This is a genomic window from Curtobacterium sp. MCJR17_043 (genome assembly GCF_003224315.2).
Classification (GTDB): Bacteria; Actinomycetota; Actinomycetes; order Actinomycetales; family Microbacteriaceae; genus Curtobacterium.
In genome coordinates, this window is the sequence record NZ_CP126259.1 from 1,467,683 (window position 1) to 1,488,687 (window position 21,005).

The window sequence follows — 21,005 nt, forward strand, 5'->3', positions numbered from 1 at the left end:
GGCCGGGAGGCCCGCCACGCGCGGCGGGTGGGGGAGTCGCCTCCGACGTCGGCTGGGGGAGTAAACTGACCGCGCACGCACCGCGTGCTCGTATGTCGCGTCGATTCCTGCCGCGACGACCGGTCGCCTGACCGGTGCGGGTGCCGGATCCGCGTCGTCCGGGTTCGGACCTCCTGGGGTGGGCCTCTCATCGAGGCGTGGCCCTCCGGAGGGCGGAGCTCTCCGGGGGGCACAGTTCCGGGACGACGCGTGCGTGCGACGGCGCCGGACCTCCCGCGCAGGCCGTTCCATCGACCACCGGTCCTCACCCTGGGCCGTGCGATGCGGTCAGCCGGACGATCCGGTGCGCTCCGGGCCACGGCGGCCCGGGGAGGACCCGGGTGCGACGGACGCACCGACACGACTTCCGCCCGTACCGGGTGGCTCGCCCCGACGAGGGCGGAACAGGAGGAGCCTTGGCTCGATCAGGTACCCGCCGCGCTGCCGGTGGCACGCGGACGGCGTCGCGCCGGACCCGGCCGCTCGACAACGACGGCCTCATCCCCGTCCTCGCCCGTGCCGTCCGCGAGGTCGAGGCCGCCGCGCAGCGCGGAGCCCTCAAGGCCACGAACCGCACGAAGTTCCAGGCAGTGGCGCTGCTCATGCGTGAGGAGCGTGCCCGCGTGAAGGCGGACACGACGCTCACCGACGCACAGCGTGCCGAGCAGCTCAAGCGCCTGGACGGCGTCGCGACGATCCTGGCGAAGACCGCCGCCCGGGACACCAGCGTCATCCAGCTCCTGACCGAGGAGGCCGCGGTCTCCGAGGCCACCCGCACCGTGAAGCGCGACATGATGATCGCCGCCGGCATGGAGCTCCAGCCCGAGGACCTCGTCATCGCGGCCGAACCCACCGCGGCGGTGGAGACCCCCCGAGCGTGCCGTCGTGCCGCAGGCGGTCGTGCAGCGCCAGCTCGCCAACCCGTTCCTGCCGCCGGACTTCGCGCTCGCCGACCAGCCCGTCGCCCATCCCCGCCGGCTGGCGAACTGGGAGCTCTTCGGTCCGCTGTTCAAGTCGTTCGAGTACGGCGCCGGCGGGGGAGCAGCGTCCATGCCGCTGCCCGAGCCCGCGTCGCTGCACACACCCTCCGGTGTGACGCTGATGAAGCACCAGGCCGAGCTCGTCACCTCCGCCGCGCAGGGACACCGCACCTTCCTGCTCGCCGACGAACCGGGTCTCGGCAAGACCGCGCAGTCGCTCCTCGCGGCGGACGCGGCCAAGGCCTTCCCGCTGCTCGTCGTCGTCCCGAACGTCGTCAAGACGAACTGGGCGCGCGAGGCCGAGCGCTGGGTGCCGAACCACCGCGCGACCGTCATCCACGGTGACGGGCAGGACCTCGACGGCTTCGCCGACATCCTCATCGTCAACTACGAGATCCTCGACCGGCACGTCGGCTGGCTCGGCACGTTCGGCTTCAAGGGCATGGTCGTCGACGAGGCACACTTCATCAAGAACAAGGAGTCGCAGCGCTCGAAGTACGTGCTGCAGCTCGCCGAGAAGATCCGGGAGCGGACGGCGAACCCGCTGCTCATGGCCCTGACCGGTACCCCGCTCATCAACTCCGTCGAGGACTTCCGCACCATCTGGGAGTTCCTCGGCTGGATCGACGACAAGAAGCCCCGCGCGCAGCTCATGAACGAGCTCGAGGAGATCGGGCTCACCCCGGCCGACCAGGGCTTCTTCACCGAAGCGCGGAAGGCCGTGATCGACCTCGGCATCGTCCGACGGCGCAAGGTCGACGTCGCGGCGGACATCCCCGCCCGCCGGATCGCCGACATCCCCGTCGAGCTCGACGGCGACGAGGGCCGCTCCATCCGCGACGCCGAGCGCGAGCTCACCGCGAAGCTCGTCAAGCGGTACCACCAGGCGCTCGCCGCCCGGACCGGCCAGGACCCGGTCGTCGGCATCGACGAGAAGCTCGTCCGCCAGGTCGCCCGCTGGGAGCTCGAGGACCAGGACGCCTCGTCCACCGGCGAGAACGTGTTCTCCATGGTGCGGCGCATCGGCCGGGCCAAGGCGCAGCTCGCGGCGGACTACGCGGCGCAGCTCGCCTCGAACGTCGGCAAGGTCGTCTTCTTCGCGAAGCACCTCGACGTGATGGACCAGGCCGAGGAGGTCTTCGCCCGTCGGCACCTGCGCACGGCGACGATCCGCGGCGACCAGACGCCGGCGCAGCGCACGGCCGAGATCGACTCGTTCGTGAACGACCCGGACGTGGCCGTCATCGTCTGCTCGCTCACCGCGGCGGGTGTCGGGCTCAACCTGCAGGTGGCGTCCAACGTCGTCCTCGCCGAGCTGTCCTGGACGAGCGCCGAGCAGACCCAGGCGATCGACCGCGTGCACCGCATCGGGCAGGAGGAGCCGGTCACCGCGTGGCGCATCATCGCCGCGCAGACGATCGACACGAAGATCGCCGAGCTCATCGACAGCAAGGCCGGACTCGCGGCCCGGGCGCTCGACGGCTCCGACGAGGAGGTCGTCGACTCCGGCGACATCCAGCTCGACGCCATGGCCGCGCTGCTCATGGACGCGCTCAGCCGCTAGCGCTCGGCGGCGGCCCGACGCCGAGCCCGGGCGGGCCCCAGCCCGGCGCCGTTCGGCACCGCACAACGAGAACCCGCTCGAACCACGGACGTCCGTGGTTCGAGCGGGTTCTCGTTGTGCTGGGCCAGCTCGCGCCGGGCCGCGCCGGGCGGTGCGCTTCAGACGCGCGACTGGACCTCCGCCAGGGACGGGTTCGTCGCGGTGCTGCCGTCCGGGAACACCAGGGTCGGCACGGTCTGGTTGCCGCCGTTGACCTCGGCGACCAGCTCGGCGGTGCCCGGCGTCTGCTCGATGTCGACCTCGCGGAAGGGCACACCGGCCTTCGTCATCTGGTTCTTCAGCCGGGCACAGTAGCCGCACCAGCTCGTGGTGAACATGGTGACGCCGCCGGCCTGGGGCACGAACGCGTCACGGGTGATCGTCTCGCTCATGTCCTCATTCTCGTCCTGCTCCCCGGGAGGCTCGTGACCGTCGTCGAGCCCCGGCGGCACCTGCCGGGGCGGTCGCGGCCGACCGCGTGACGAGGCGACCCCTCCCACCCTGGTAGACAGGACCGCGTGAGCGACACCCACCTCGAGATCGAGCGCACCTACGACCTGCCCGACGGAGCCCCGCTCCCCGACCTGATCGGCGTCGGCGGCATCATGCGGGCTGACCACCAGGAGCCGTTCGAGCTCGACGCCACCTACTGGGACACGCAGCGGTACGACCTGGTCGCCGCGCACGTCACCGTCCGCCGTCGCACCGGGGGGACACGACGCCGGCTGGCACATCAAGCGCGCCGAGTCCGACACCGTCCGGCACGAGCAGCACTTCCCGCTCACCGAGGACCCGGACACCGTGCCCGACGAGGTCCTCGCCGCCCTGTTCACCGAGCGCCGGGGCCGCGGACTGCACCCGGTCGTCCGCATCACCACCACCCGCACCGTCACCCGCCTGCTCGACGAGGACGGCGACCAGATCGCCGAACTCGCGGACGACCGGGTCGTCGCCGAACGGCTCGACGACGACGCTCCGGCCGACCCGCGCACCTGGCGGGAGGTCGAGGTCGAGACCGTCGGCGGTGTGGACGAACAGGTCGCTCACGAGCTCTTCGCCGCGCTCGACGGTCGGTTCGCGGCCGTCGGCGCCGGCCCCGCCGCCGTCGCGTCCAAGCTGGCACGCGGGCTCGCCGGAGCACCGGCACCGCGCCTCCAGACCGTCGACCGTCCCGAGAAGGGGACGACCGCGCGCATCCTCACGAAGCGTCTCGGGAAGCTGCGCTCCGCGCTGCTCGACCAGGAGGCCCGGCTGCGCTCCGGCGAGAACGCTGAGCTCCGCGACGTGGCCGCGACGACGCTGGAGATCGCAGCGATCCTGCAGACCTACCGACCCGCGTTCGCCGCCGGTGACGCCGTCGACCGCGCCGTCGCCGGCGCCGACGCCCTCGCCGACGTGGCCGCCCGTGCCGCGCTCGCCGAGTACCTGGTCGAGCGGCTGCCGCGGGCGTCGACGCCGGCGCAGGACGCCCTCGTCGACGCCATGACCCGCGAACGCATCCTCGCCGCCACGCGCGAGCGACGCGACTCCGCGGTGCGGGACGTCGTCGCGGCGCTGCACGGGAAGCCGTTCCTGGAGCTCCTCGACGCCCTCGACGACGCCGTCGAGCGGCCCGCCCCGACGGCGTGGGCGCTCCGGTCGCCGAAGAAGGTCGCCCAGGACGTCACCGCAACGGTGAAGCCCCACGTCCGGGAGCTCGTGCGCGACGCCGTGGCCGACGACACCTCCGACACGGCGGCCGCACGCGAAGCAGCCGACCGGGCTGCGACCGAACTGGCCTGGCAGGGGACGATGCGCGCACGACTCGCGATGGACGTGCTCGGGGACGACGCCTTCCCGCACGCACTGTGGAAGCGCATCGGGACCGCCGCCGACGTCCTCACCGAGCGGGTGCGGTCGCTGTACGCACTCGACGCGCTCCGCACGCACTCCGGGATCGCCGATCGCGGAGGCGAAGGGACGTTCGGGTACGGCGTGCTCGCCGGCGACCGGGTCCGGATGGCGGAGGAGTCCTACGACGAGGCGGTGCACGCGCTCAACCGCGTGTGACCGTCGGACACGACGACGGCGCGCACCCGGGCCGGGTGCGCGCCGTCGTCGTGTCGGTCGCGGGGTCCGCTCAGCCGGCCGCGATCGGGTTCGCCGTCGCGGCCGCAGGGGAGACGTCGGCCAGACCGAGGACGTCGAGCAACCAGGCCAGTTCGAACGCCCGCTCCTTCCACGAGTCGTACCGTCCGCTGACGCCACCGTGGCCGGCGGCCATCTCCGTCTTCAGCAGGACGGGGGCCCCGACCTCGCGGAGCTTCGCAGTCCACTTCGCCGGCTCGACGTACAGCACGCGGGTGTCGTTGATCGAGGTCACGGCGAGGATGCGCGGGTACTGCACGTCGTCACGGACGTTCTCGTACGGCGTGTACTCGCTCATGTAGCGGTAGACCTCGGCATCGTGCAGCGGGTCGCCCCACTCGTCCCATTCGATCACCGTGAGCGGCAGGTCCGGGTCGAGGATGCTCGTCAGCGCGTCGACGAACGGCACCGCGGCGAGGATGCCCGCGAACCGCTCGGGGGGCCAGGTTCGCCACCGCGCCCATCAGGAGCCCACCGGCGCTGCCGCCCTCGGCCACGAGCTGGTCGGCGCTCGTCCGACCGCTGTCGATCAGGTGCTCGGCGACGGCGACGAAGTCCGTGAAGGTGTTCTTCTTGGTCAGGGTCTTGCCGTCCTCGTACCAGTGCCGGCCCATCTCGCCACCACCGCGGACATGCGCGACCGCGAAGACCACCCCGCGGTCGAGCATCGACAGGCGCATGACGCTGAAGCCGGGGTCGATCGAGTGCTCGTACGACCCGTAGCCGTACAGGTGCAGCGGCGCCGGGGCGTCCGCGTCGACGGCGTCCTTGCGCCACACCAGCGAGATCGGGACGCGGGTGCCGTCGGCAGCGGTCGCCCAGTCGCGCTCCTGCACGTAGTCGGCCGGGTCGTACCCGCCCAGCACCGGCTGCCGCTTCAGGACGGTCACCTGTCCGGTCGCCAGGTCGAGGTCGCTCACCTCGGACGGGGTCACGAAGGACGTGTACCCGAGGCGGAGGGTCGGCTGGTCCCACTCGGGGTTGCCGCCGAGTCCGGCCGAGAACAGTGCCTCGTCGAAGGGGACCTCGTGGGGTTCGCCGTAGCCGTCGCCCTCGATCGGGATGACGGCGATCCGGGGGGAGCGCCTCGGACCGGTACTCGAGCGCGAGGTGCCCGGCGAAGGCGTCCACCGACTCGATGCGCCGCTGCTCGTGGTGCGGGACGACCACGCGGCGGTCGGCGGTCGAGGTCGGGTCGTCCGCGGGCACGTCGACCAGCTCGAAGTTCTCCGCGCCGTCGTTGTGCAGGACGAGCAGACGGTCGCTGCCCCCGACGATCGCGTGCTCGATCTCGTACTCCACGCCCTCGCGACGCGGCCACACCACACGGAACGCGCCCGTGGGGTCGGACGCGTCGAGGACGAGCGCCTCGGAGGTGATCTTCGATCCGAGCTCGATGACGATGTACTGCGACGAACGGGTGACCCCGACGCCGACCCAGTACCGGTCGTCCGGTTCCTCGAACACGACCACGTCGGTGTCCGCCGCGGTGCCGACCTCGTGCCGCCAGATGCGGTCCGGGCGCCAGGACTCGTCCACCGTCGGGTAGAAGACGTACCGCCCGGAGGGGTCGAACGTCGCGCCGGCTCCGGTGTTCGGGATGGTGTCGGGCAGGTCCTGCCCGGTCTCGAGGTCGCGGACGGCGAGCGTGTACCGCTCGTCGCCCTCGACGTCGACGCCGTACACGAGGCGGCTGCCGTCGTCGCTGATGTCGTACGTGCCGAGCGAGAAGAAGTCGTGTCCGTCGGCGAGGGCGTTGCCGTCGAGGACGACCTCCTCGCCCGGGAGGGTGGCTGAGCCCTCGTCGAGGGACGGCGGCGTCCAGTCGTCCGGCCCGCTGATCGGGGCGCGGCACTGCACGCCGTACTGGCTGCCCTCGCTCGTGCGGGTGAAGTACCACCACTGGCCCATCCGCACCGGCACCGAGAGGTCGGTCTCCTGCACGCGGCTCTTCACCTCGTCGAACAGGCGGTCCCGCAGCGCACCGAGGTGCTCGGTCTGCGCTTCGGTGTACCGGTTCTCGGCCTCGAGGTACGCGACGGTGTCCGGGGACTCCTTGTCACGGAGCCATTCGTAGTCGTCGACGAAGTCGATGCCGTGGTGGGTCCGCGTCACGGGCCGCTTGGCGGCGGTCGGCGGGGTGGTCACGTCGTGCTCGCTGGTCACCCGGCCCACCCTATGCGTTCGGGATGGAGGCCCGACCCGGCTCCGTCTCCCCGTCACGCTGCCGCTGGGGTCAGACCGGAGGAGCCCGGTGCCGCTGCCGCCCGGATCCGCTCGGCGAGTGCGTCGAGTTCGGCCAGGACGTCCGACGCCACCCAGGCCCGGTCGCGTCGACGTTCCGTGACGGGGCGGAGCACGCCGGCGCCCACGAGCTCGTCGATCACCGCGTCGGTCCACGGCAAGTCCGCTGGGAGCGCTGCGCTCACCGCGGCCTCGGTCAGCACAGGATCGGCCAGCAGGACGCGGAGGAGGTCCGGGCGGTGCGCCACGCGTGGCCCGTGGCCCGTCGGCCGGACCATGTTCCGGTCGTGCTCGATCTCGTCGAGTCGGAGCGCGGCGAACTCGACCTCGTCGCAGACGACGCCGACCGCCCGCGCCGTCAGGGCGACGATCCCGTCGACGTGGCCGTCCCGGTAGTGTTCGAGCTCGGCGAAGTAGCCCGCTCGATCGGCGACCAGAGCAGCGGCCACGGGCACGACGAGCGCGGTCGTGACGCCACGCCGCCGCAGGACCGCGTTGACCAGCGCTCGACCGATCCGCCCGTTGCCGTCGGTGAACGGGTGGACGGACTCGAAGTGGGCATGGGCGATCGCGGCCTGCGCCAACGCGTCGACGTCGTCCCGCGCGAGGAACGCGAAGAGGTCGGCCATCGCGGCGGGGACGTCGTCCGCGGGCGGCGGCACGTACGCGGCGTCCCGGGGGAGACACCCCGCCGCCGATCCAGTTCTGCACCCGACGCCACTGCCCGGCGGCGGGGCCGTCCACCGGGTCGTCCCGCATGAGCACCGCGTGGGCGTCGAGCACGGACCGCTCGGTGATGCTGCCCCGACCGGCGGCCGTGATCATCCCGCGCAGGGCGGCGGTCGCCCCGACCATCGCCGTGGCACTGCCGTTCGCGCGGATGCCGACGAGCGCCCGGGCGTAGTCGTCGAGCGTGGCGTGCTCCTCCTCGATCCGCGACGACGAGACCGCCTCGGTCCGGGCGAGCAGCAGGTCGAACGCGGCCGTGCGGTCACCGAGCCGGCGGTCGAGGTCCACCAGGCGGTCGGTCGCGCGTGTCAGCAGAGCGGCGAGGTCGGGCGGCGCCACGTACGTCTGCTCCGCGATCGCGGGCGGCAACGCACACCGCACCGAGTGTGTCATCCGGTCGGCGCGCGGCAGCCGCCGGTTGCTCCGCCACGGACGCGTGGTCGAGCCGTGGCGTGGCCAAGCCCCCGCGGCACGCCCGCTCCCGGTCGCCGCGCGTGGTGCACCCGACGCCCCGGGACGGAGCGCCCAGTCCGCGCCGATCGTGACTGTCCTGTCGGCCGTGTCCGTGGTGCCCGTCATGCCGCCTCCCGTTCCTCGCACCGGCCGACGGTAGTGGCGGTGCGGCCCGATCAGGGAAGAACCCGGATGTCGTATGCACGAGCCGGGCCGGCACGGTCGGCCCGGCCCGTCCCGGTACGGGCACCGATCGGTACCGTTGTGGAATGACTGACAACACGTTCGTGATCACCGGTGCCCACGTCGTCCCCGTCGAGGGTGACGAGTTCGACGGCGGGGCGGTCGTCGTGCAGGACGGCCGGATCACCGCCGTCGGACCGGACGTCACCCCGCCGGACGGGCTGCCGGTCGTCGACGCCGCCGGTGCCTGGCTCCTGCCGGGCTTCGTCGAGGCGCACGGGCACGTGGGCATCCACGAGGAGGCGAACGGGCCCGCCGGGAACGACACGAACGAGATGACCGGCCCGAACATGGCGGCGGTCCAGGCGATCGACGCGGTCGACATCGAGGACGAGGGCTTCCGCGACGCCCTGTCCGGCGGCATCACGAGCATCGTCGTCAAGCCCGGCTCCGGCAACCCGATCGGAGGGCAGACGGTCGCGATCAAGACCTGGGGCGGCCGCACCATCGACGAACAGCTCATCTCGGACAGCGTCAGCGTGAAGAGCGCCCTCGGCGAGAACCCGAAGCGGGTCTACGGCGAGAAGGGCCAGACGCCGTCGACCCGCCTCGGCGTCGCGAAGGTCATCCGCGAGGCCTTCCTGGCCGCCGACCACTACCGCGCTGCCCGCGACGCCGCTGCGCGCAAGGACGAGCCGTTCGAGCGTGACCTCACGAAGGAGACCCTCGCGCGCGTGCTCGACGGGGAGCTCGCCTGGGACCAGCACACCCACCGTCACGACGACATCGCGACGGCGATCCGCCTCGCCGAGGAGTTCGGCTACCGCCTGGTCGTGAACCACGGCACCGAGGCCCACAAGATCGCCGACCTGCTCGCTGAGAAGGGCATCCCGGTGGTCTACGGCCCGCTGTTCACGAGCCGGTCGAAGGTGGAGCTCCGTGACCGCGGCATCCCGAACCTCGCCACGATCGCGGCGGCCGGGGTCCGGGTCGCGATCACGACGGACGCCCCGGTCGTCCCGATCAACATGCTCGTGACCCAGGCCACGATGGCCGTCCGCGACGGGCTGCCCCGGCAGACCGCGCTCGAGGCGATCACCTCCGCCCCCCGCGGACATCCTCGGTTTCGGCGACCGTGTCGGCCGCATCGCCGCGGGGTACGACGCCGACCTCGTCCTCTGGGACGGCGACCCGCTCGACGCGACCAGCCGCGCGCAGCGCGTCTGGATCGAGGGCCGCCAGGTCTTCGCCTACGTCGACGGTCAGGGCGTCACGACACCGCGCTGGTGACACCGTGTCGGACGGGAGGCACGGGGCGCGGCGCACCCCCGCCCCGTGCCTCCCGTCCGACGCGTCAGTCCTCGCGCGCCAGCAGGAAGTCGTTGATGCGCTCCGTCATGCCGAGGTCCATCTCGATCCGCACCCCGTTGACGGTGTGGATCGGTGCCGCCTGCCGGATGCTGGAGACCAGCCACAGCGCGTCGGCGGCCCGCAGGTCGTCGAGCGTGACGAGCTCGTAGGCGGTCTCGATGCCCTCCTGCTCGGCGAAGCGGAAGACGTCGGCCTGCGTGGTGCCGTCGAGGATGCCGATGTCGGTGCGGGGCGTCACGAAGCGGCCGCCCACGGACATGATGAGGTTCGCGCGGGTGCCCTCGAGCACGTACCCGTCCGTCGAGACGAACAGCGCGTCGTCGGCTCCGCGGCGGACGGCTTCCCGGAGTGCCGCCATGTTCACCGCGTACGAGAGCGTCTTCGCGCCCTGCAGCAGCCACGGGGAGGTCCGCTCGACGTCGTGCCGGTAGCCGCGGTCGAGCGTGACGACGCCGATGCCCTCGGTGCGGTCACGCGTCTGGTCGGCCGACTGCGCCGCGTACACCCACCCGGTCGGACGCCCGAGGCCCTCGACGCCCCGGGTGAGCACGGTCTTCGCGTACGCCTCGCGCACCGGGTCGAGCCGGGCGCAGACGGCCTCGATCGCCCGCCGCCACGCGTCGACGTCCGGTTCCGGCAGGTCGAGCTTGGCGGCGGAGCGGACGAAGCGGGCAAGGTGCGCCTCGAGCGCCTGCGGTCGGCCGTCGATGACCGTGATCGTCTCGAAGACGCCGTCCCCGCGGGTGAGCCCGAGGTCCATCACCTGGACGTGCTCCTCGAGCGGCTTCTCCCACGTGAAGGCGTCCGACTCCGGGTCGTGCGGGGCTGCGGACCGCGAGGGCTGGTTCAGGACGGCGAGGACGGTGTCGGTCATGCCACCCATCCAACCCCAGGTCAGCGACCGCCGGGCAGCGCGTCCATGAGTTTCCAGACCGCCTGCGTCAGCTCGGGGTGCTGGAGCGCGATGCGCCGGAGACGGTGGTACTCCTCGCCGTGTTCGGTGCCGTGACCGGAGGCCGGGTGCGCCGACCACTGGGAGCTCCGGCGGCCGATCCGGACGTCGACGTCCATGGCCTCGGCGCGGAGGATGAGCACGACCTGCTCGTCCACGGTCGGCAGCGTGTGCATGAAGTCCCACGGGTCGTCGCCCTGCCGGCAGCGGTGTTCGACGATGACCGAGATCTCCTCGGCGGCTTCGGCGCGCAGCACCTCGAGGCTGCGCCCCGCCCTCCGGGACTCAGCCATGACGCCCCCCAGAGCACGCCTGCCATGCAACGAGCGTACGTCATCGGATCGGCCACACTGGACCACATGACCGAGCGCGACGAGAGCAAGTCCCAGCACCCGGCCGTGGTCGTCGTGTACCTGCTGCGGGACGGTGCGGACGGGCCGGAGGTCCTGCTCGGCGAGAAGCGACGCGGGCTCGGCACGGGCCGCGTGGTCGGTCCGGGCGGCAAGCGCGAGGGCGACGAGACGGCGGTCGAGACCGCCGTCCGCGAGGTCGCCGAGGAGGTCGGTCTCCGCGTCGACGCTGCCGACCTGGAGGCCCGTGGCACGTTGGACTACCGGTTCCCGTTCCGCCCGTCCTGGTCCCAGGTCTCGGACGTCTTCGTCTGCCGCCGCTGGCAGGGGGAGCCGTCGGGCGGCGACGAGTTGGAGCCGAGGTGGGTGCCGGTCGACGCCGTCCCCTACGACGCGATGTGGGACGACGCGCGCTACTGGCTGCCCGGTGTGCTCGCGGGCGGTCGGGTCGAGGCGCGGGTCGTGTTCGCCGAGGACGACGCGACGGTCGCCGGGTTCACCGGGACGGGCATCGGGGAACCGGCCTGAGCGCCGGGGACGCCGGACGGTGAGGCCTGCGGGCCCGACGTCGACCGACGGTCAGCGCGACCGCTGTGTCCGCGTGCTGCCGGTCCGGGCCTCCTCGGCCGCGGCCATCACGTCCGCGTCCCCGCTCTGTCCGCCGAGCGGACGCACGAAGAAGTCCACGACCCCGAAGGCGATCGCGGCCACGAGCGAGAACATCGCCCAGCCGTCCCAGAGCCCGGCGACGCTGCGGCCGCCGCTCGGCGCGAGGACGATGCTCGTGACGTACGACATCGCCGCGAGCACGAGGAAGACGACGACGATCGTGACGAGGAGGCGGTGCCAGGCGATGCGGGACATGGTCACCCCAGGATACCGACGCCGGGAGCGCTACCGACCGCGGTCCAGCGGATCGTTCTCGAGCCCGTCGCGGCCACCGGTGAACACGTCGCCGCCGGCGCGGTCGTCCTCCCACCGGTCGTCGCGCACCACCTGCAGCGTGCCGGTCGCGGTCGAGGTCAGGCCGTGCCGCTCGAGCTCGGCGTCGCGTTCACGACCGAGGAACTCGCGGTTCGCGGTGTTCGCGTCCTGGAACATCGTGGTGCGGCCGGTGAGGATCGCCCGGATGCGACGGCGCTCCCACCACTGCTTGCCGAAGTACATGAGCACGAGCCCGGCGGCCGCGTAGCAGGCCATGGTGATCAGCCCGCGGGCCGGACCGGGGCCGACGCCGTAGACCTCGTGCTTGATCATGTCGACCATGCTCGAGCCGACCACGACGTGGTTCAGCCACGCGAACGGCTCCGGCATGAACCACTTCGGGTAGGCCCCGCCGGAGGACGGCATCGACAGGAACACGAAGCAGATCATCGCGGGGGGCGGCGATGAAGCGACCGACGAAGTAGCTCAGCCCGTTGACCGCGAGTCCGATGGCCACGATCCACCCCCAGGCGATGAGCACGAGCGGCACGAAGTGCCCGGAGATCGCACCGACGACCGGACCCGCGAGGGTGTTCGTGATGACGGAGATGACGAGACCGCCGACGACGATCACGGTCATGCGGGTGCGGTGCCGCAGGGGACCGCCCATGATGCCGATGAACATCGCGACCATGTAGCCGCCGATGCACCACGCGAGCATGACGTACATCGGGACGGTGCCGTACTCGTCCCGCGCCGGCAGCGCGGCGAGCTCGGTGACCTGCGGCGTCGCGACCCCGATGCCGGTCGACACGGCCGTCAGCGTCGCCGGGACGAGGTTCGCGACCTGGAACTGGTGCGCGCTGGCCTTGAAGAAGGTGTTGGTCGAGGGGTCGTACGCGACCGCCATCGACCCGGCGAGGACGTCCCGCTTCGCGGCCGCGAGCGAGTCGTAGGTGTGGAAGACGAACTCACCCGGCAGGGCCTTCTGCACGGCCGCGACGAACGACGGGTCACTGCCGACGAGCGCCACCGGGACGTCGTGCGGATGCGGCGCGTGGAAGGCGAAGACGTAGCAGAGGCAGAAGCCGACGATGAAGAACAGCGGCATCCAGAGCTGCAGCCCGATGAGCTGGAGGGACGGGTGCAGGGTCGAGTACCAGCGCCGGTAGCGCCCGATCTGCTGCTTCGGCGGCGCGCTGGAGCGGGCGGCGGCGGGTGGACCGGCGGCCGTCCGCGCACCACCTGCCCGTTCCGGCAGGTCGTTCTTCCTCGGTCGGTCGTTCCGCGGCGTGCTCACTCGGCGCTGCGCTCCTGTCCTGTCGTCTGGCGCTCCACGATACGCCGCGGCAGCAGGGGTGCCTCCGGGGTGGGCGACGGGATCAGGAGCGGCTGCGGGAGGCCTGCGCGGAGTCCATCGCGAGCTCCTCGGCATCGAGCGTCACGAGTACGCGGCGCATGACCTCCTCGTCGAGGTTGCCCTTCTCGCGCTCCTCGAGGACGATCTCGCGGCGACGGTCGAGCAGCTCGCGTCGGATGTCCTGGATCTGTGCGCCACGGAGGCGCATCGGGGCGTTGCGCTCCTCGTCCTCTTCTTCCTCGGCATCGCGGCGGAGGGTCTCGGCCTGCCGCTCGAGCCGGGCCTTCAGGCGGTTCACGACGCTGTCGACGGCCTGGTGTCCGTACTGCTCCGCCCAGGCCGGACGTCGGCGCTCGAGCAGGGCGATCGCCGCTTCGGTCGTGCGCTGGTTGAGGCGCATCTCGCTGCGGACGTCCTCCTCGCTCTCCCCGGGGTCCTGCACCTGCAACGCGCGGATCACGAACGGCAACGTCAGCCCCTGCAGCAGGAGTGTGCCGACCGTCACGACGAACGCGATGATGAAGATGGTGTCCTGCGCCTTGACCTGGACGGGGTCGGAGACGACGGCGACGGCTGCTGCGAGCGTGACGACGCCCCGCATGCCGGTCCACGAGATGACCGTGAGCTCCCGCCAGTTCAGCTTCGGCTCCGCCGTGCCGCGCAACCACCGCAGGGAACGGTGCCCGCGGGACAACCGGACGCGCAGCGGTCTCAGCCACCTGCCGTTGATCCGGTTGCGCGCGTAGGACTCGAAGACGAAGAGCGGACGGACGAGGACCACGACGACGAGCACGACGGCCGCCGCGGTGAGGGTCTGGGCCAGGCTGCGGTTGCTCTCGAGCAGGTCCTGCACGACCGTCTTCAGCTGCAGCCCGATCAGGGCGAACACGAACCCCTCGAGGATGACGTCGATGCTCGTCCAGAGCGGGCGCTCCTGCAGTCGCGTCGCGTACCCCTCCTTCGGCGAGTTGTACCCGATGTACAGGCCGGCGGTGACGACCGCGATGACGCCGGAGCCGGACAGGTGCTCGGCGAGGACGTACGCGACGAAGGGCAACAGGATGCTCATGATCGTCTCGACCACGGGGTCGTTGATGCGCATCCGGATCCAGTGCACCGCGACGCCGAGGACGATGCCGACCGCGAAGCCGACGCCGATCGCCAGGCCGAAGATGCCGAGGTCCTGCCAGATGGTGAGCGACGTGCCCGCGGCGATGAGCGTGAACACCCGGACCAGGGTCAGCGACGCCGCGTCGTTGATGAGGCTCTCGCCGGACAGCACCGTCATCACACGGCGGGGGGAGTCCGAGCTTCCGGCCGATCGCGGCGGCGGACACGGCGTCCGGCGGAGCGACCACGGCGCCGAGCAGGATCGCCGCCGGCCAGTCCATGTCGGGGATGATCAGGTACGCGGCGAGTCCCACCGCGAGCGCCGTGACGATGACGAGGACGATGCCGAGTCGCCGGATCTGCTTGATCGACTGCCGGAAGCTCTGCCACGACACGTCGAGTGCCGCCGAGTACAGCAGCGGCGGCAGGATCACCGTGAGGATCACCTCGGAGTCGATCTCGATCTCCGGCAGGCCGGGCAGGAACGAGACGGCGAGCGCGACGGCCGTGACGAGCAGCGGGGCGGGCAGCCCCTTGGCACGGGCGAAGCCGGTCACCGCGAGCGAACCGATCAACAGGATGAGGAGTTCCGCGGTGCCCATGAGGCCCATCCTCCCATCCGGATGGTTCGCAGGCTGAACGGTTCCGCAGCCCCGGTGAACGGCCGGTGGACGACAGGGTTTGCTCCGGAGCCGCCGGGCTGCGACACTTGCCCGCGGTGGACATCACACTCATAGTCGTCCTGGTCATCGCGTTGGCCCTCTTCTTCGACTTCACAAACGGATTCCATGACACCGCCAACGCGATGGCGACACCGATCGCCACCGGTGCCATGAAGCCGAAGGTGGCCGTGACGGTCGCCGCGGTGCTCAACCTCGTCGGTGCGTTCCTCAGCACCGCCGTGGCGACGTCGATCTCGCACGGGCTCATCAACGAGGGCCCCGGTGGCGTCGCCATCAGCCCCGAGATGATCTTCGCGGGCCTGATCGGCGCGGTCGTGTGGAACATGATCACGTGGTTGCGCGGCTTGCCCTCGTCGTCCTCGCACGCGCTCTTCGGCGGGCTCATCGGCGCCGCGATCGTCGGCGCCGGCTTCGACTCGGTGAACTACGCGGCACTGCTGACGGTCGTGATCATCCCGGCCTTCCTGTCGCCGGTGATCGCCGCGCTCGTGTCGCTCCTCGCCACGCGCATCGCCTACCGCGTGACCCGTCGTCCGGTGTTCCCGAACGAGCGCGGGGGCTTCCGCATCGGACAGGTGTTCACGAGCTCGATGGTGTCGCTCGCCCACGGCACGAACGACGCGCAGAAGACGATGGGTGTCATCACGCTGACGCTCATCGCCTCGGGCGCGCAGTCGAGTGACCAGGGCGTGCAGTTCTGGGTCGTCGTGGCCTGTGCCCTGGCGATCGCCCTCGGCACCTACACGGGCGGGTGGCGCATCATCCGGACGCTCGGCTCGGGCATCACCGAGATCCGCGCGACGCAGGGCTTCGCAGCCGAGGCGTCCACCGCCGCCACGATCCTCGCGTCGAGCCACCTCGGCTTCGCACTGTCGACGACGCAGGTGTCGTCGGGCTCGATCATCGGCGCGGGCCTCGGCCGCCGCGGTTCGAAGATCCAGTGGTCGACGGCCGGCAAGATCGTCATCGCGTGGTTCATCACGCTGCCCGCCGCCGCGGCGGTCGGGGCGATCGCCTCGGGCATCGCCCACTTCGGCGTCATCGGTCTCGTGCTCGACGCGGTCATCGGTGGTGCCGTGATCCTCGGCCTGTACCTGTGGTCGCTGCGCAAGCCGCACGAGCACGCCGCGGCCATCGAGGTCGACGTCGCCGCGAACGCCGTGCTGACCCGCAAGGAGCGGCGCGACCTGCAGCGCGCCAAGCGTGCCGAGGCCGTCGCCGCGCGTCGCGCCGAACTGAGCCGCGAGCGGACCCTCCGCCGCATGGCCGGACGCAAGGGAGGCCGTCGCTGATGGGTATCGCCATGGACGGACGCTGCGGAGGGACCTGCTGATGGGTATCGACTGGGCGGCGTTCCTGCTCGTCGCACTGGTGGCCGTCGTGTCGGCGTGCTTCGTCGTCACCGTCTACTCCGTGGGCCTCCGCCTCTGGAGCGCCGCCGACGCCCGCGCGGGCAAGTACACGGTGAAGGACGACGGCACCGTCGGCCCGGCCACCGCCGGCTTCCCCGACCCGACCGCGGCCTCCACCGCGATCCGTGCGTTCCGGGCGCTCGCCGTGGTCTGCTTCGCCGCCTGCGGTGCCGCGGTGCTGTACGGCGTCTACCTCATCGTCCCTGCCTTCCACTGACCTCCTGGCCGGCCGCACCGGCTGGACGGTCGCGGGCTAGCCTCGGGAGGTGACCGCGACGGAGAGGACCACGACGTGACGAGCGCTGCCACCCGCACCGAGACCGATTCCCTGGGCTCGAGGGAGGTGCCGGTCGACTCCTACTGGGGGGATCAACACCCTCCGGGCGATGGAGAACTTCCCGATCGCCTCGGTGCCGATCGCGGTCTACCCGGACCTCGTCGCGGCCCTCGTGACCGTGAAGCAGGCGGCTGCCCGGGCGAACAAGGCGATCGGTGTCCTCGACGCCGAGCGGGCCGACGCGATCGACCGTGCCGCGCAGGAGGTCCGCGACGGGGCACTGCGGGACCAGTTCGTCGTAGACGTGGTCCAGGGCGGCGCCGGGACGAGCACGAACATGAACACGAACGAGGTCCTGGCGAACCGGGCCCTCGAGCTGCTCGGCCGGGAGCGCGGCGACTACGCGCACCTGCACCCGATCGACCACGTGAACCGCAGCCAGTCGACGAACGACACGTACCCGACGAGCATCAAGATCGCGATGATCACCGGTGTGCGCCGGCTCGCCGACCAGCTCGAGCAGCTGTCGGCAGCGTTCGCGGAGCGGGGGGAGGCGTTCGCCGACGTCCTCAAGGTCGGCCGCACGCAATTGCAGGACGCGGTCCCGATGACGCTCGGCCAGGAGTTCACCGGCTTCGCCCACACCATCGCCGAGGACGTCGTCCAGCTCCGCCGGGTGGTGCCGCTCCTCGGCGAGATGAACCTCGGCGCGACCGCGATCGGGACGGGCATCACCGCCGACCCGCTGTACCGCGACGAGGTGCGGCGGCAGCTGCAGGAGGCGAGCGGCATCGACGTCGTCACGGCCCCGGACCTCATCGAGGCGACGAGTGACGCCGGCGCGTTCATGACCCTGTCCGGCACGGTCAAGCGCAGCGCGATGAAGCTGTCGAAGATCTGCAACGACCTGCGGCTCCTGGCGTCCGGCCCGCAGGCGGGCCTCGGGGAGATCACGCTGCCGCCGCGGCAGGCCGGTTCGTCGATCATGCCCGGCAAGGTGAACCCGGTCATCCCGGAGGTCGTCAACCAGATCGCCTTCGCGGTCGCCGGCGCGGACACCACGGTGACGATGGCGGCCGAGGGTGGTCAGCTCCAGCTCAACGCGTTCGAGCCGATCATCGCGCACTCGATCCTGCAGTCCCTGCAGTGGATGACCCGCGGGTGCGCGACGCTCCGCGAGCACTGCGTGACCGGCATCCGGGCGAACGAGCTACGGCTCGCCGCCCAGGTGGACACGAACGTCGGCGTCGTCACCGCGCTGACGCCGTACATCGGCTACGCAGCGGCGGCGTCCATCGCGCACACCGCCCTGACGACGTCGACCCCGATCTCGACCCTGGTGATCGCCGCGGGTCTCATGGACGCGGACCAGGTGCACCGGGTGCTCAGCCCCGCCCGGTTGTCCGGCATCGAGCTGGCGACCGGTGCCATCCCGGTCGTGACCGAGGAGATGCTCGACGAGGCCGCCCGGGACGCCGAGGCCCGTCGCCGGTCCTGACCGCTGCCGGACGGGAGGCACGCCCCGGGTCCGGCGCGCAGCCTCCCGTCCGCACCGTGCGTGCGACGGGCGCGCCCCGGCGCGTCAGTTCGCGTTCGGGTGCAGCGCGTCGTACCGGCGGAACGACGGGACGAGCCGGAGCAGCAGCGCGACGAGCGCGATGATGAGGACGCCGCCGATGAGCGGCGGCCAGGCGAAGCCCGCGGCGACGACCAGACCGGCGTACAGGTCACCCACGCGCGGCCCACCGGTGACCACGACGATGAAGATGCCCTGCAGTCGGCCGCGCATGCCGTCGGGCGCGGCGGCCTGGAGGATCGTCCCGCGGAACACGCTGCTCACGTTGTCCGCGCCGCCGGCCACCGCGAGGGCCAGCGCGCAGAGCGCCAGTGCCGGCAGGATCCCCGTCGAGAACGTCTCCGACGCCCGTCCGCCGAGGAGGTGCGCGGCCGCGACGACGACGCCGAACGCGGCGATCGCGCCGCCGTAGACCGTGATCGCCCAGCCGACCGCCTCGCCCTGTCGGCGGACGTGCCCGAGCGGGCCGGAGAAGACACCGGACAGCAGCGCACCGACCGCGTAGGCGGCTGAGAGGGCGCCGACCGTGATCGACCCGCCGCCGACGACCAGGGCACCGATCGCGGGGAACAGCACCCGAGGCTGCCCGAACGTCATGGCGATGATGTCGAGCACGAAGGTCATCGTGATGTTCCGGGAGCGGCGGAGGAACCGCGCACCCTCGACGAGCGACGACAGGCCCGGACGGAGGGCGTCGTGCTCGGGAGCCATCCGTGGCAGCGTCACCACGCCGAGGAACGCGGCGCTGAAGAGCACGACGTCCACCGTGTAGGTCGGGGCGAAGCCGAACGCGGCGACGAGCACACCGCCGACCGCCGGCCCGACCGTCACGGAGAACCCGGCGCTGATGCTGTTGAGGGCGCTCGCCGCGGGGAGCAGGTCGTTGCCCACCAGCCGCGGGACGATCGCCGCCCGGGACGCGCCGATCACGGTGCCCGCGACGGCGTTGACGGTCACGAGCACGTAGAGCAGCACGACGCTGTCGAGCCCGAGCCAGGCGTGCGCGGCGATCATCGCGGTCGACACCCAGGCCATGACGGCGGAGACCAGGGCCACCGTGCGGCGGTCGAAGGCGTCCGCGAGCATGCCGCCGTACAGCCCGGCGAGGATCATCGGCACGAGCGAGATGACGCCGACGAGCGACACCATGAACGTCGAGCGCGTGATCTCGTACACCTCGAGCCCGACCGTGACGCTCGTCATCATGGTGCCGATGCCGGCGATCGAGCTGCCGATCCAGAGCCGCGCGAACGCGGGGGGAGCGGCGGAGCGGGGTGAGGTCGGCGAGCAGGGAGCGGTGGGGCTTCGCGGGGGGCGTCTGGTGTCACAGTGGAACCATTCTGTGGCCTGGAGGGCTCCTGCGGGGCACGTGCACGTCCTCTGGTTGACTGTCGGGCATGACTGACCTGAACAGCAAGCCCGAGTTCGACGCCCCCCGAGGGCCCCGCCCCCCACCGACCTCGTGGTCACCGACATCGTCGTGGGCGACGGCGACGTCGCCGAGGCGAGCTCGACCGTCAAGGTCCACTACGCCGGCGTCGAGTACGAGTCCGGCGAGGAGTTCGACAGCTCCTGGGGCCGTGGCGAGCCGATCGACTTCCCGCTCGCGGCGCTCGTCCGCGGCTGGCAGGAGGGCATCCCCGGCATGAAGGTCGGCGGTCGCCGCAAGCTCGTCGTCCCGCCGGAGCTCGCCTACGGCCCGGCCGGCGGCGGACACTTCCTCTCCGGCAAGACGCTCATCTTCGTCATCGACCTGCTCGGCGTCCGCTGATGGCGGGCGTCCCGGAGGTCCCGACCCTCGAACTGAACGACGGACACCGCATCCCGGCGCTCGGCCTCGGCACGTACTCGCTCGACGGAGACGAGGGGGGTCGCGGCGGTCGGTGCGGCGATCACGAGCGGGTACCGCCTGCTCGACACCGCGCTGAACTACGGCAACGAGGACGCGGTGGGCCGTGCGGTCCGCGAGTCCGACGTGCCGCGCGACGAGTTCGTCGTGACGTCGAAGCTCCCGGGACGCCACCACGGCTACGACGAGGCACACCGCTCGGTGGACGAGACCCTGGCGAACCTGGGGCTCGACCACCTCGACCTGTACCTCATCCACTGGCCGAACCCGTCCGTCGGGAAGTTCGTCGAGACCTGGAAGGCGTTCGTCGACCTCCGGGACAGCGGCAAGGTCCGCTCGATCGGTGTCTCGAACTTCACCCCCGAGCACCTCGACCGCATCCTCGACGCCACCGGGGTCGCCCCGGCGGTGAACCAGGTCGAGCTGCACCCGTACTTCCCGCAGGCCGACCTCCGCGCCGTGCACCAGCGTCTCGGCATCGTCACCGAGAGTTGGAGCCCGCTGGCGAAGCAGTCCGAGCTCCTCACCGAGGGACCCGTGACCGCCGCGGCCGCAGCGCACGGTGTCTCGGCCGGCCAGGTCGTGCTCCGCTGGCACGTCCAGCTCGGCGCCGTGCCGGTCCCGAAGTCGGGCGACCCGGACCGCCAGCGCGAGAACCTCGACGTGTTCGGCTTCTCGCTGACCGACGACGAGGTCCAGGCCATCTCCGCCCTCGAGCGCGGGCGGCTCTGGGACGGCGACCCGGACACGCACGAGGAGATGTAGGCGGGCGCTCGCGTTCGG

At 71.7% G+C, this 21,005-nt stretch carries 14 protein-coding genes and 7 pseudogenes; 10 read left to right on the forward strand and 11 right to left on the reverse strand.

The window, feature by feature from the left end; all coding sequences use genetic code 11:
- The first annotated feature begins 455 nt into the window (after positions 1-455).
- Positions 456-2,583 (forward strand): annotated as a pseudogene (locus DEJ15_RS07730) (DEAD/DEAH box helicase).
- 158 nt (positions 2,584-2,741) lie between these two features.
- Here DEJ15_RS07730 and DEJ15_RS07735 read toward each other — a convergent pair.
- Positions 2,742-3,014 carry a mycoredoxin gene (locus DEJ15_RS07735; RefSeq protein WP_110824018.1) on the reverse strand — a complete coding sequence of 91 codons (273 nt, stop codon included), beginning with the start codon at positions 3,012-3,014 and terminating at the stop codon, positions 2,742-2,744.
- Between the two features lie 409 nt (positions 3,015-3,423).
- On the opposite strand from DEJ15_RS07735, the gene DEJ15_RS07740 reads away from it, so the two are divergent.
- Entirely contained in the window at positions 3,424-4,671 is a 1,248-nt protein-coding gene (locus DEJ15_RS07740) for a hypothetical protein (RefSeq protein ID WP_284176087.1), read from the forward strand.
- A gap of 70 nt (positions 4,672-4,741) precedes the next feature.
- Here DEJ15_RS07740 and DEJ15_RS07745 read toward each other — a convergent pair.
- Together DEJ15_RS07745 and DEJ15_RS07750 are read right to left on the reverse strand one after the other, a co-directional pair.
- Positions 4,742-6,897: pseudogene (locus tag DEJ15_RS07745) on the reverse strand (S9 family peptidase).
- A 71-nt stretch (positions 6,898-6,968) separates the two neighbouring features.
- Entirely contained in the window at positions 6,969-7,655 is a 687-nt protein-coding gene (locus DEJ15_RS07750) for a Fic family protein (protein ID WP_284176088.1), read from the reverse strand.
- A 95-nt stretch (positions 7,656-7,750) separates the two neighbouring features.
- Here DEJ15_RS07750 and DEJ15_RS07755 point away from each other — a divergent pair, with 95 nt between their 5' ends.
- Together DEJ15_RS07755 and DEJ15_RS07760 are read left to right on the forward strand one after the other, a co-directional pair.
- Positions 7,751-7,897, forward strand: a complete 147-nt coding sequence (locus tag DEJ15_RS07755) for a hypothetical protein (protein ID WP_284176090.1) — start codon at positions 7,751-7,753, stop codon at positions 7,895-7,897.
- A 547-nt stretch (positions 7,898-8,444) separates the two neighbouring features.
- Positions 8,445-9,648: pseudogene (locus DEJ15_RS07760) on the forward strand (amidohydrolase).
- Between the two features lie 64 nt (positions 9,649-9,712).
- Here DEJ15_RS07760 and DEJ15_RS07765 read toward each other — a convergent pair.
- Both DEJ15_RS07765 and DEJ15_RS07770 read right to left on the reverse strand, forming a co-directional pair.
- On the reverse strand, positions 9,713-10,603 hold the full coding sequence (locus tag DEJ15_RS07765; protein WP_110824020.1) for an aminodeoxychorismate lyase: 891 nt from the start codon (positions 10,601-10,603) through the stop codon (positions 9,713-9,715).
- A 20-nt stretch (positions 10,604-10,623) separates the two neighbouring features.
- Complete coding sequence (locus DEJ15_RS07770) at positions 10,624-10,974, reverse strand: tryptophan synthase subunit alpha (protein ID WP_110823852.1); 351 nt, start codon at positions 10,972-10,974, stop codon at positions 10,624-10,626.
- A gap of 24 nt (positions 10,975-10,998) precedes the next feature.
- Here DEJ15_RS07770 and DEJ15_RS07775 point away from each other — a divergent pair, with 24 nt between their 5' ends.
- Positions 10,999-11,559, forward strand: a complete 561-nt coding sequence (locus DEJ15_RS07775) for an 8-oxo-dGTP diphosphatase (RefSeq protein ID WP_284176093.1) — start codon at positions 10,999-11,001, stop codon at positions 11,557-11,559.
- Positions 11,560-11,610: 51 nt separating this feature from the next.
- Here the strand turns inward: DEJ15_RS07775 and DEJ15_RS07780 are convergent, their stop codons facing one another.
- The 5 genes and pseudogenes from DEJ15_RS07780 to DEJ15_RS07800 all read right to left on the reverse strand — a co-directional run.
- Positions 11,611-11,895 carry a hypothetical protein gene (locus DEJ15_RS07780; protein ID WP_146232769.1) on the reverse strand — a complete coding sequence of 95 codons (285 nt, stop codon included), beginning with the start codon at positions 11,893-11,895 and terminating at the stop codon, positions 11,611-11,613.
- Between the two features lie 30 nt (positions 11,896-11,925).
- Positions 11,926-12,132 carry a hypothetical protein gene (locus tag DEJ15_RS07785; RefSeq protein ID WP_284176094.1) on the reverse strand — a complete coding sequence of 69 codons (207 nt, stop codon included), beginning with the start codon at positions 12,130-12,132 and terminating at the stop codon, positions 11,926-11,928.
- Positions 12,086-13,255, reverse strand: coding sequence for an ABC transporter permease (locus DEJ15_RS07790; RefSeq protein WP_284176095.1), 1,170 nt, complete (start codon positions 13,253-13,255; stop codon positions 12,086-12,088). Before DEJ15_RS07790 ends, DEJ15_RS07785 begins: the two co-directional genes overlap by 47 nt.
- Positions 13,256-13,337: 82 nt before the next feature.
- Positions 13,338-14,603, reverse strand: a complete 1,266-nt coding sequence (locus DEJ15_RS07795; protein ID WP_284176097.1) for a cation:proton antiporter — start codon at positions 14,601-14,603, stop codon at positions 13,338-13,340.
- A gap of 85 nt (positions 14,604-14,688) precedes the next feature.
- Positions 14,689-15,036, reverse strand: a pseudogene (locus DEJ15_RS07800) (cation:proton antiporter domain-containing protein); the annotation flags it as partial.
- A gap of 107 nt (positions 15,037-15,143) precedes the next feature.
- On the opposite strand from DEJ15_RS07800, the gene DEJ15_RS07805 reads away from it, so the two are divergent.
- The 3 genes and pseudogenes from DEJ15_RS07805 (at position 15,144) to DEJ15_RS07815 (ending at position 18,295) form a co-directional block, all read left to right on the forward strand.
- Entirely contained in the window at positions 15,144-16,400 is a 1,257-nt protein-coding gene (locus tag DEJ15_RS07805; RefSeq protein ID WP_110823856.1) for an inorganic phosphate transporter, read from the forward strand.
- 40 nt (positions 16,401-16,440) lie between these two features.
- The gene (locus tag DEJ15_RS07810; RefSeq protein ID WP_110823857.1) at positions 16,441-16,737 is read left to right on the forward strand and encodes a hypothetical protein; all 297 of its coding nucleotides are present in this window, start codon (positions 16,441-16,443) and stop codon (positions 16,735-16,737) included.
- A gap of 75 nt (positions 16,738-16,812) precedes the next feature.
- A pseudogene (locus DEJ15_RS07815) lies at positions 16,813-18,295 on the forward strand (aspartate ammonia-lyase).
- Between the two features lie 84 nt (positions 18,296-18,379).
- Here the strand turns inward: DEJ15_RS07815 and DEJ15_RS07820 are convergent.
- Positions 18,380-19,576, reverse strand: coding sequence for an MFS transporter (locus DEJ15_RS07820; protein WP_349814855.1), 1,197 nt, complete (start codon positions 19,574-19,576; stop codon positions 18,380-18,382).
- Positions 19,577-19,770: 194 nt separating this feature from the next.
- On the opposite strand from DEJ15_RS07820, the pseudogene DEJ15_RS07825 reads away from it, so the two are divergent.
- Both DEJ15_RS07825 and DEJ15_RS07830 read left to right on the forward strand, forming a co-directional pair.
- Positions 19,771-20,144 (forward strand): annotated as a pseudogene (locus DEJ15_RS07825) (FKBP-type peptidyl-prolyl cis-trans isomerase).
- Positions 20,144-20,987: pseudogene (locus tag DEJ15_RS07830) on the forward strand (aldo/keto reductase). The pseudogenes DEJ15_RS07825 and DEJ15_RS07830 overlap by 1 nt, the downstream one beginning before the upstream one ends.
- Positions 20,988-21,005: the final 18 nt, after the last annotated feature.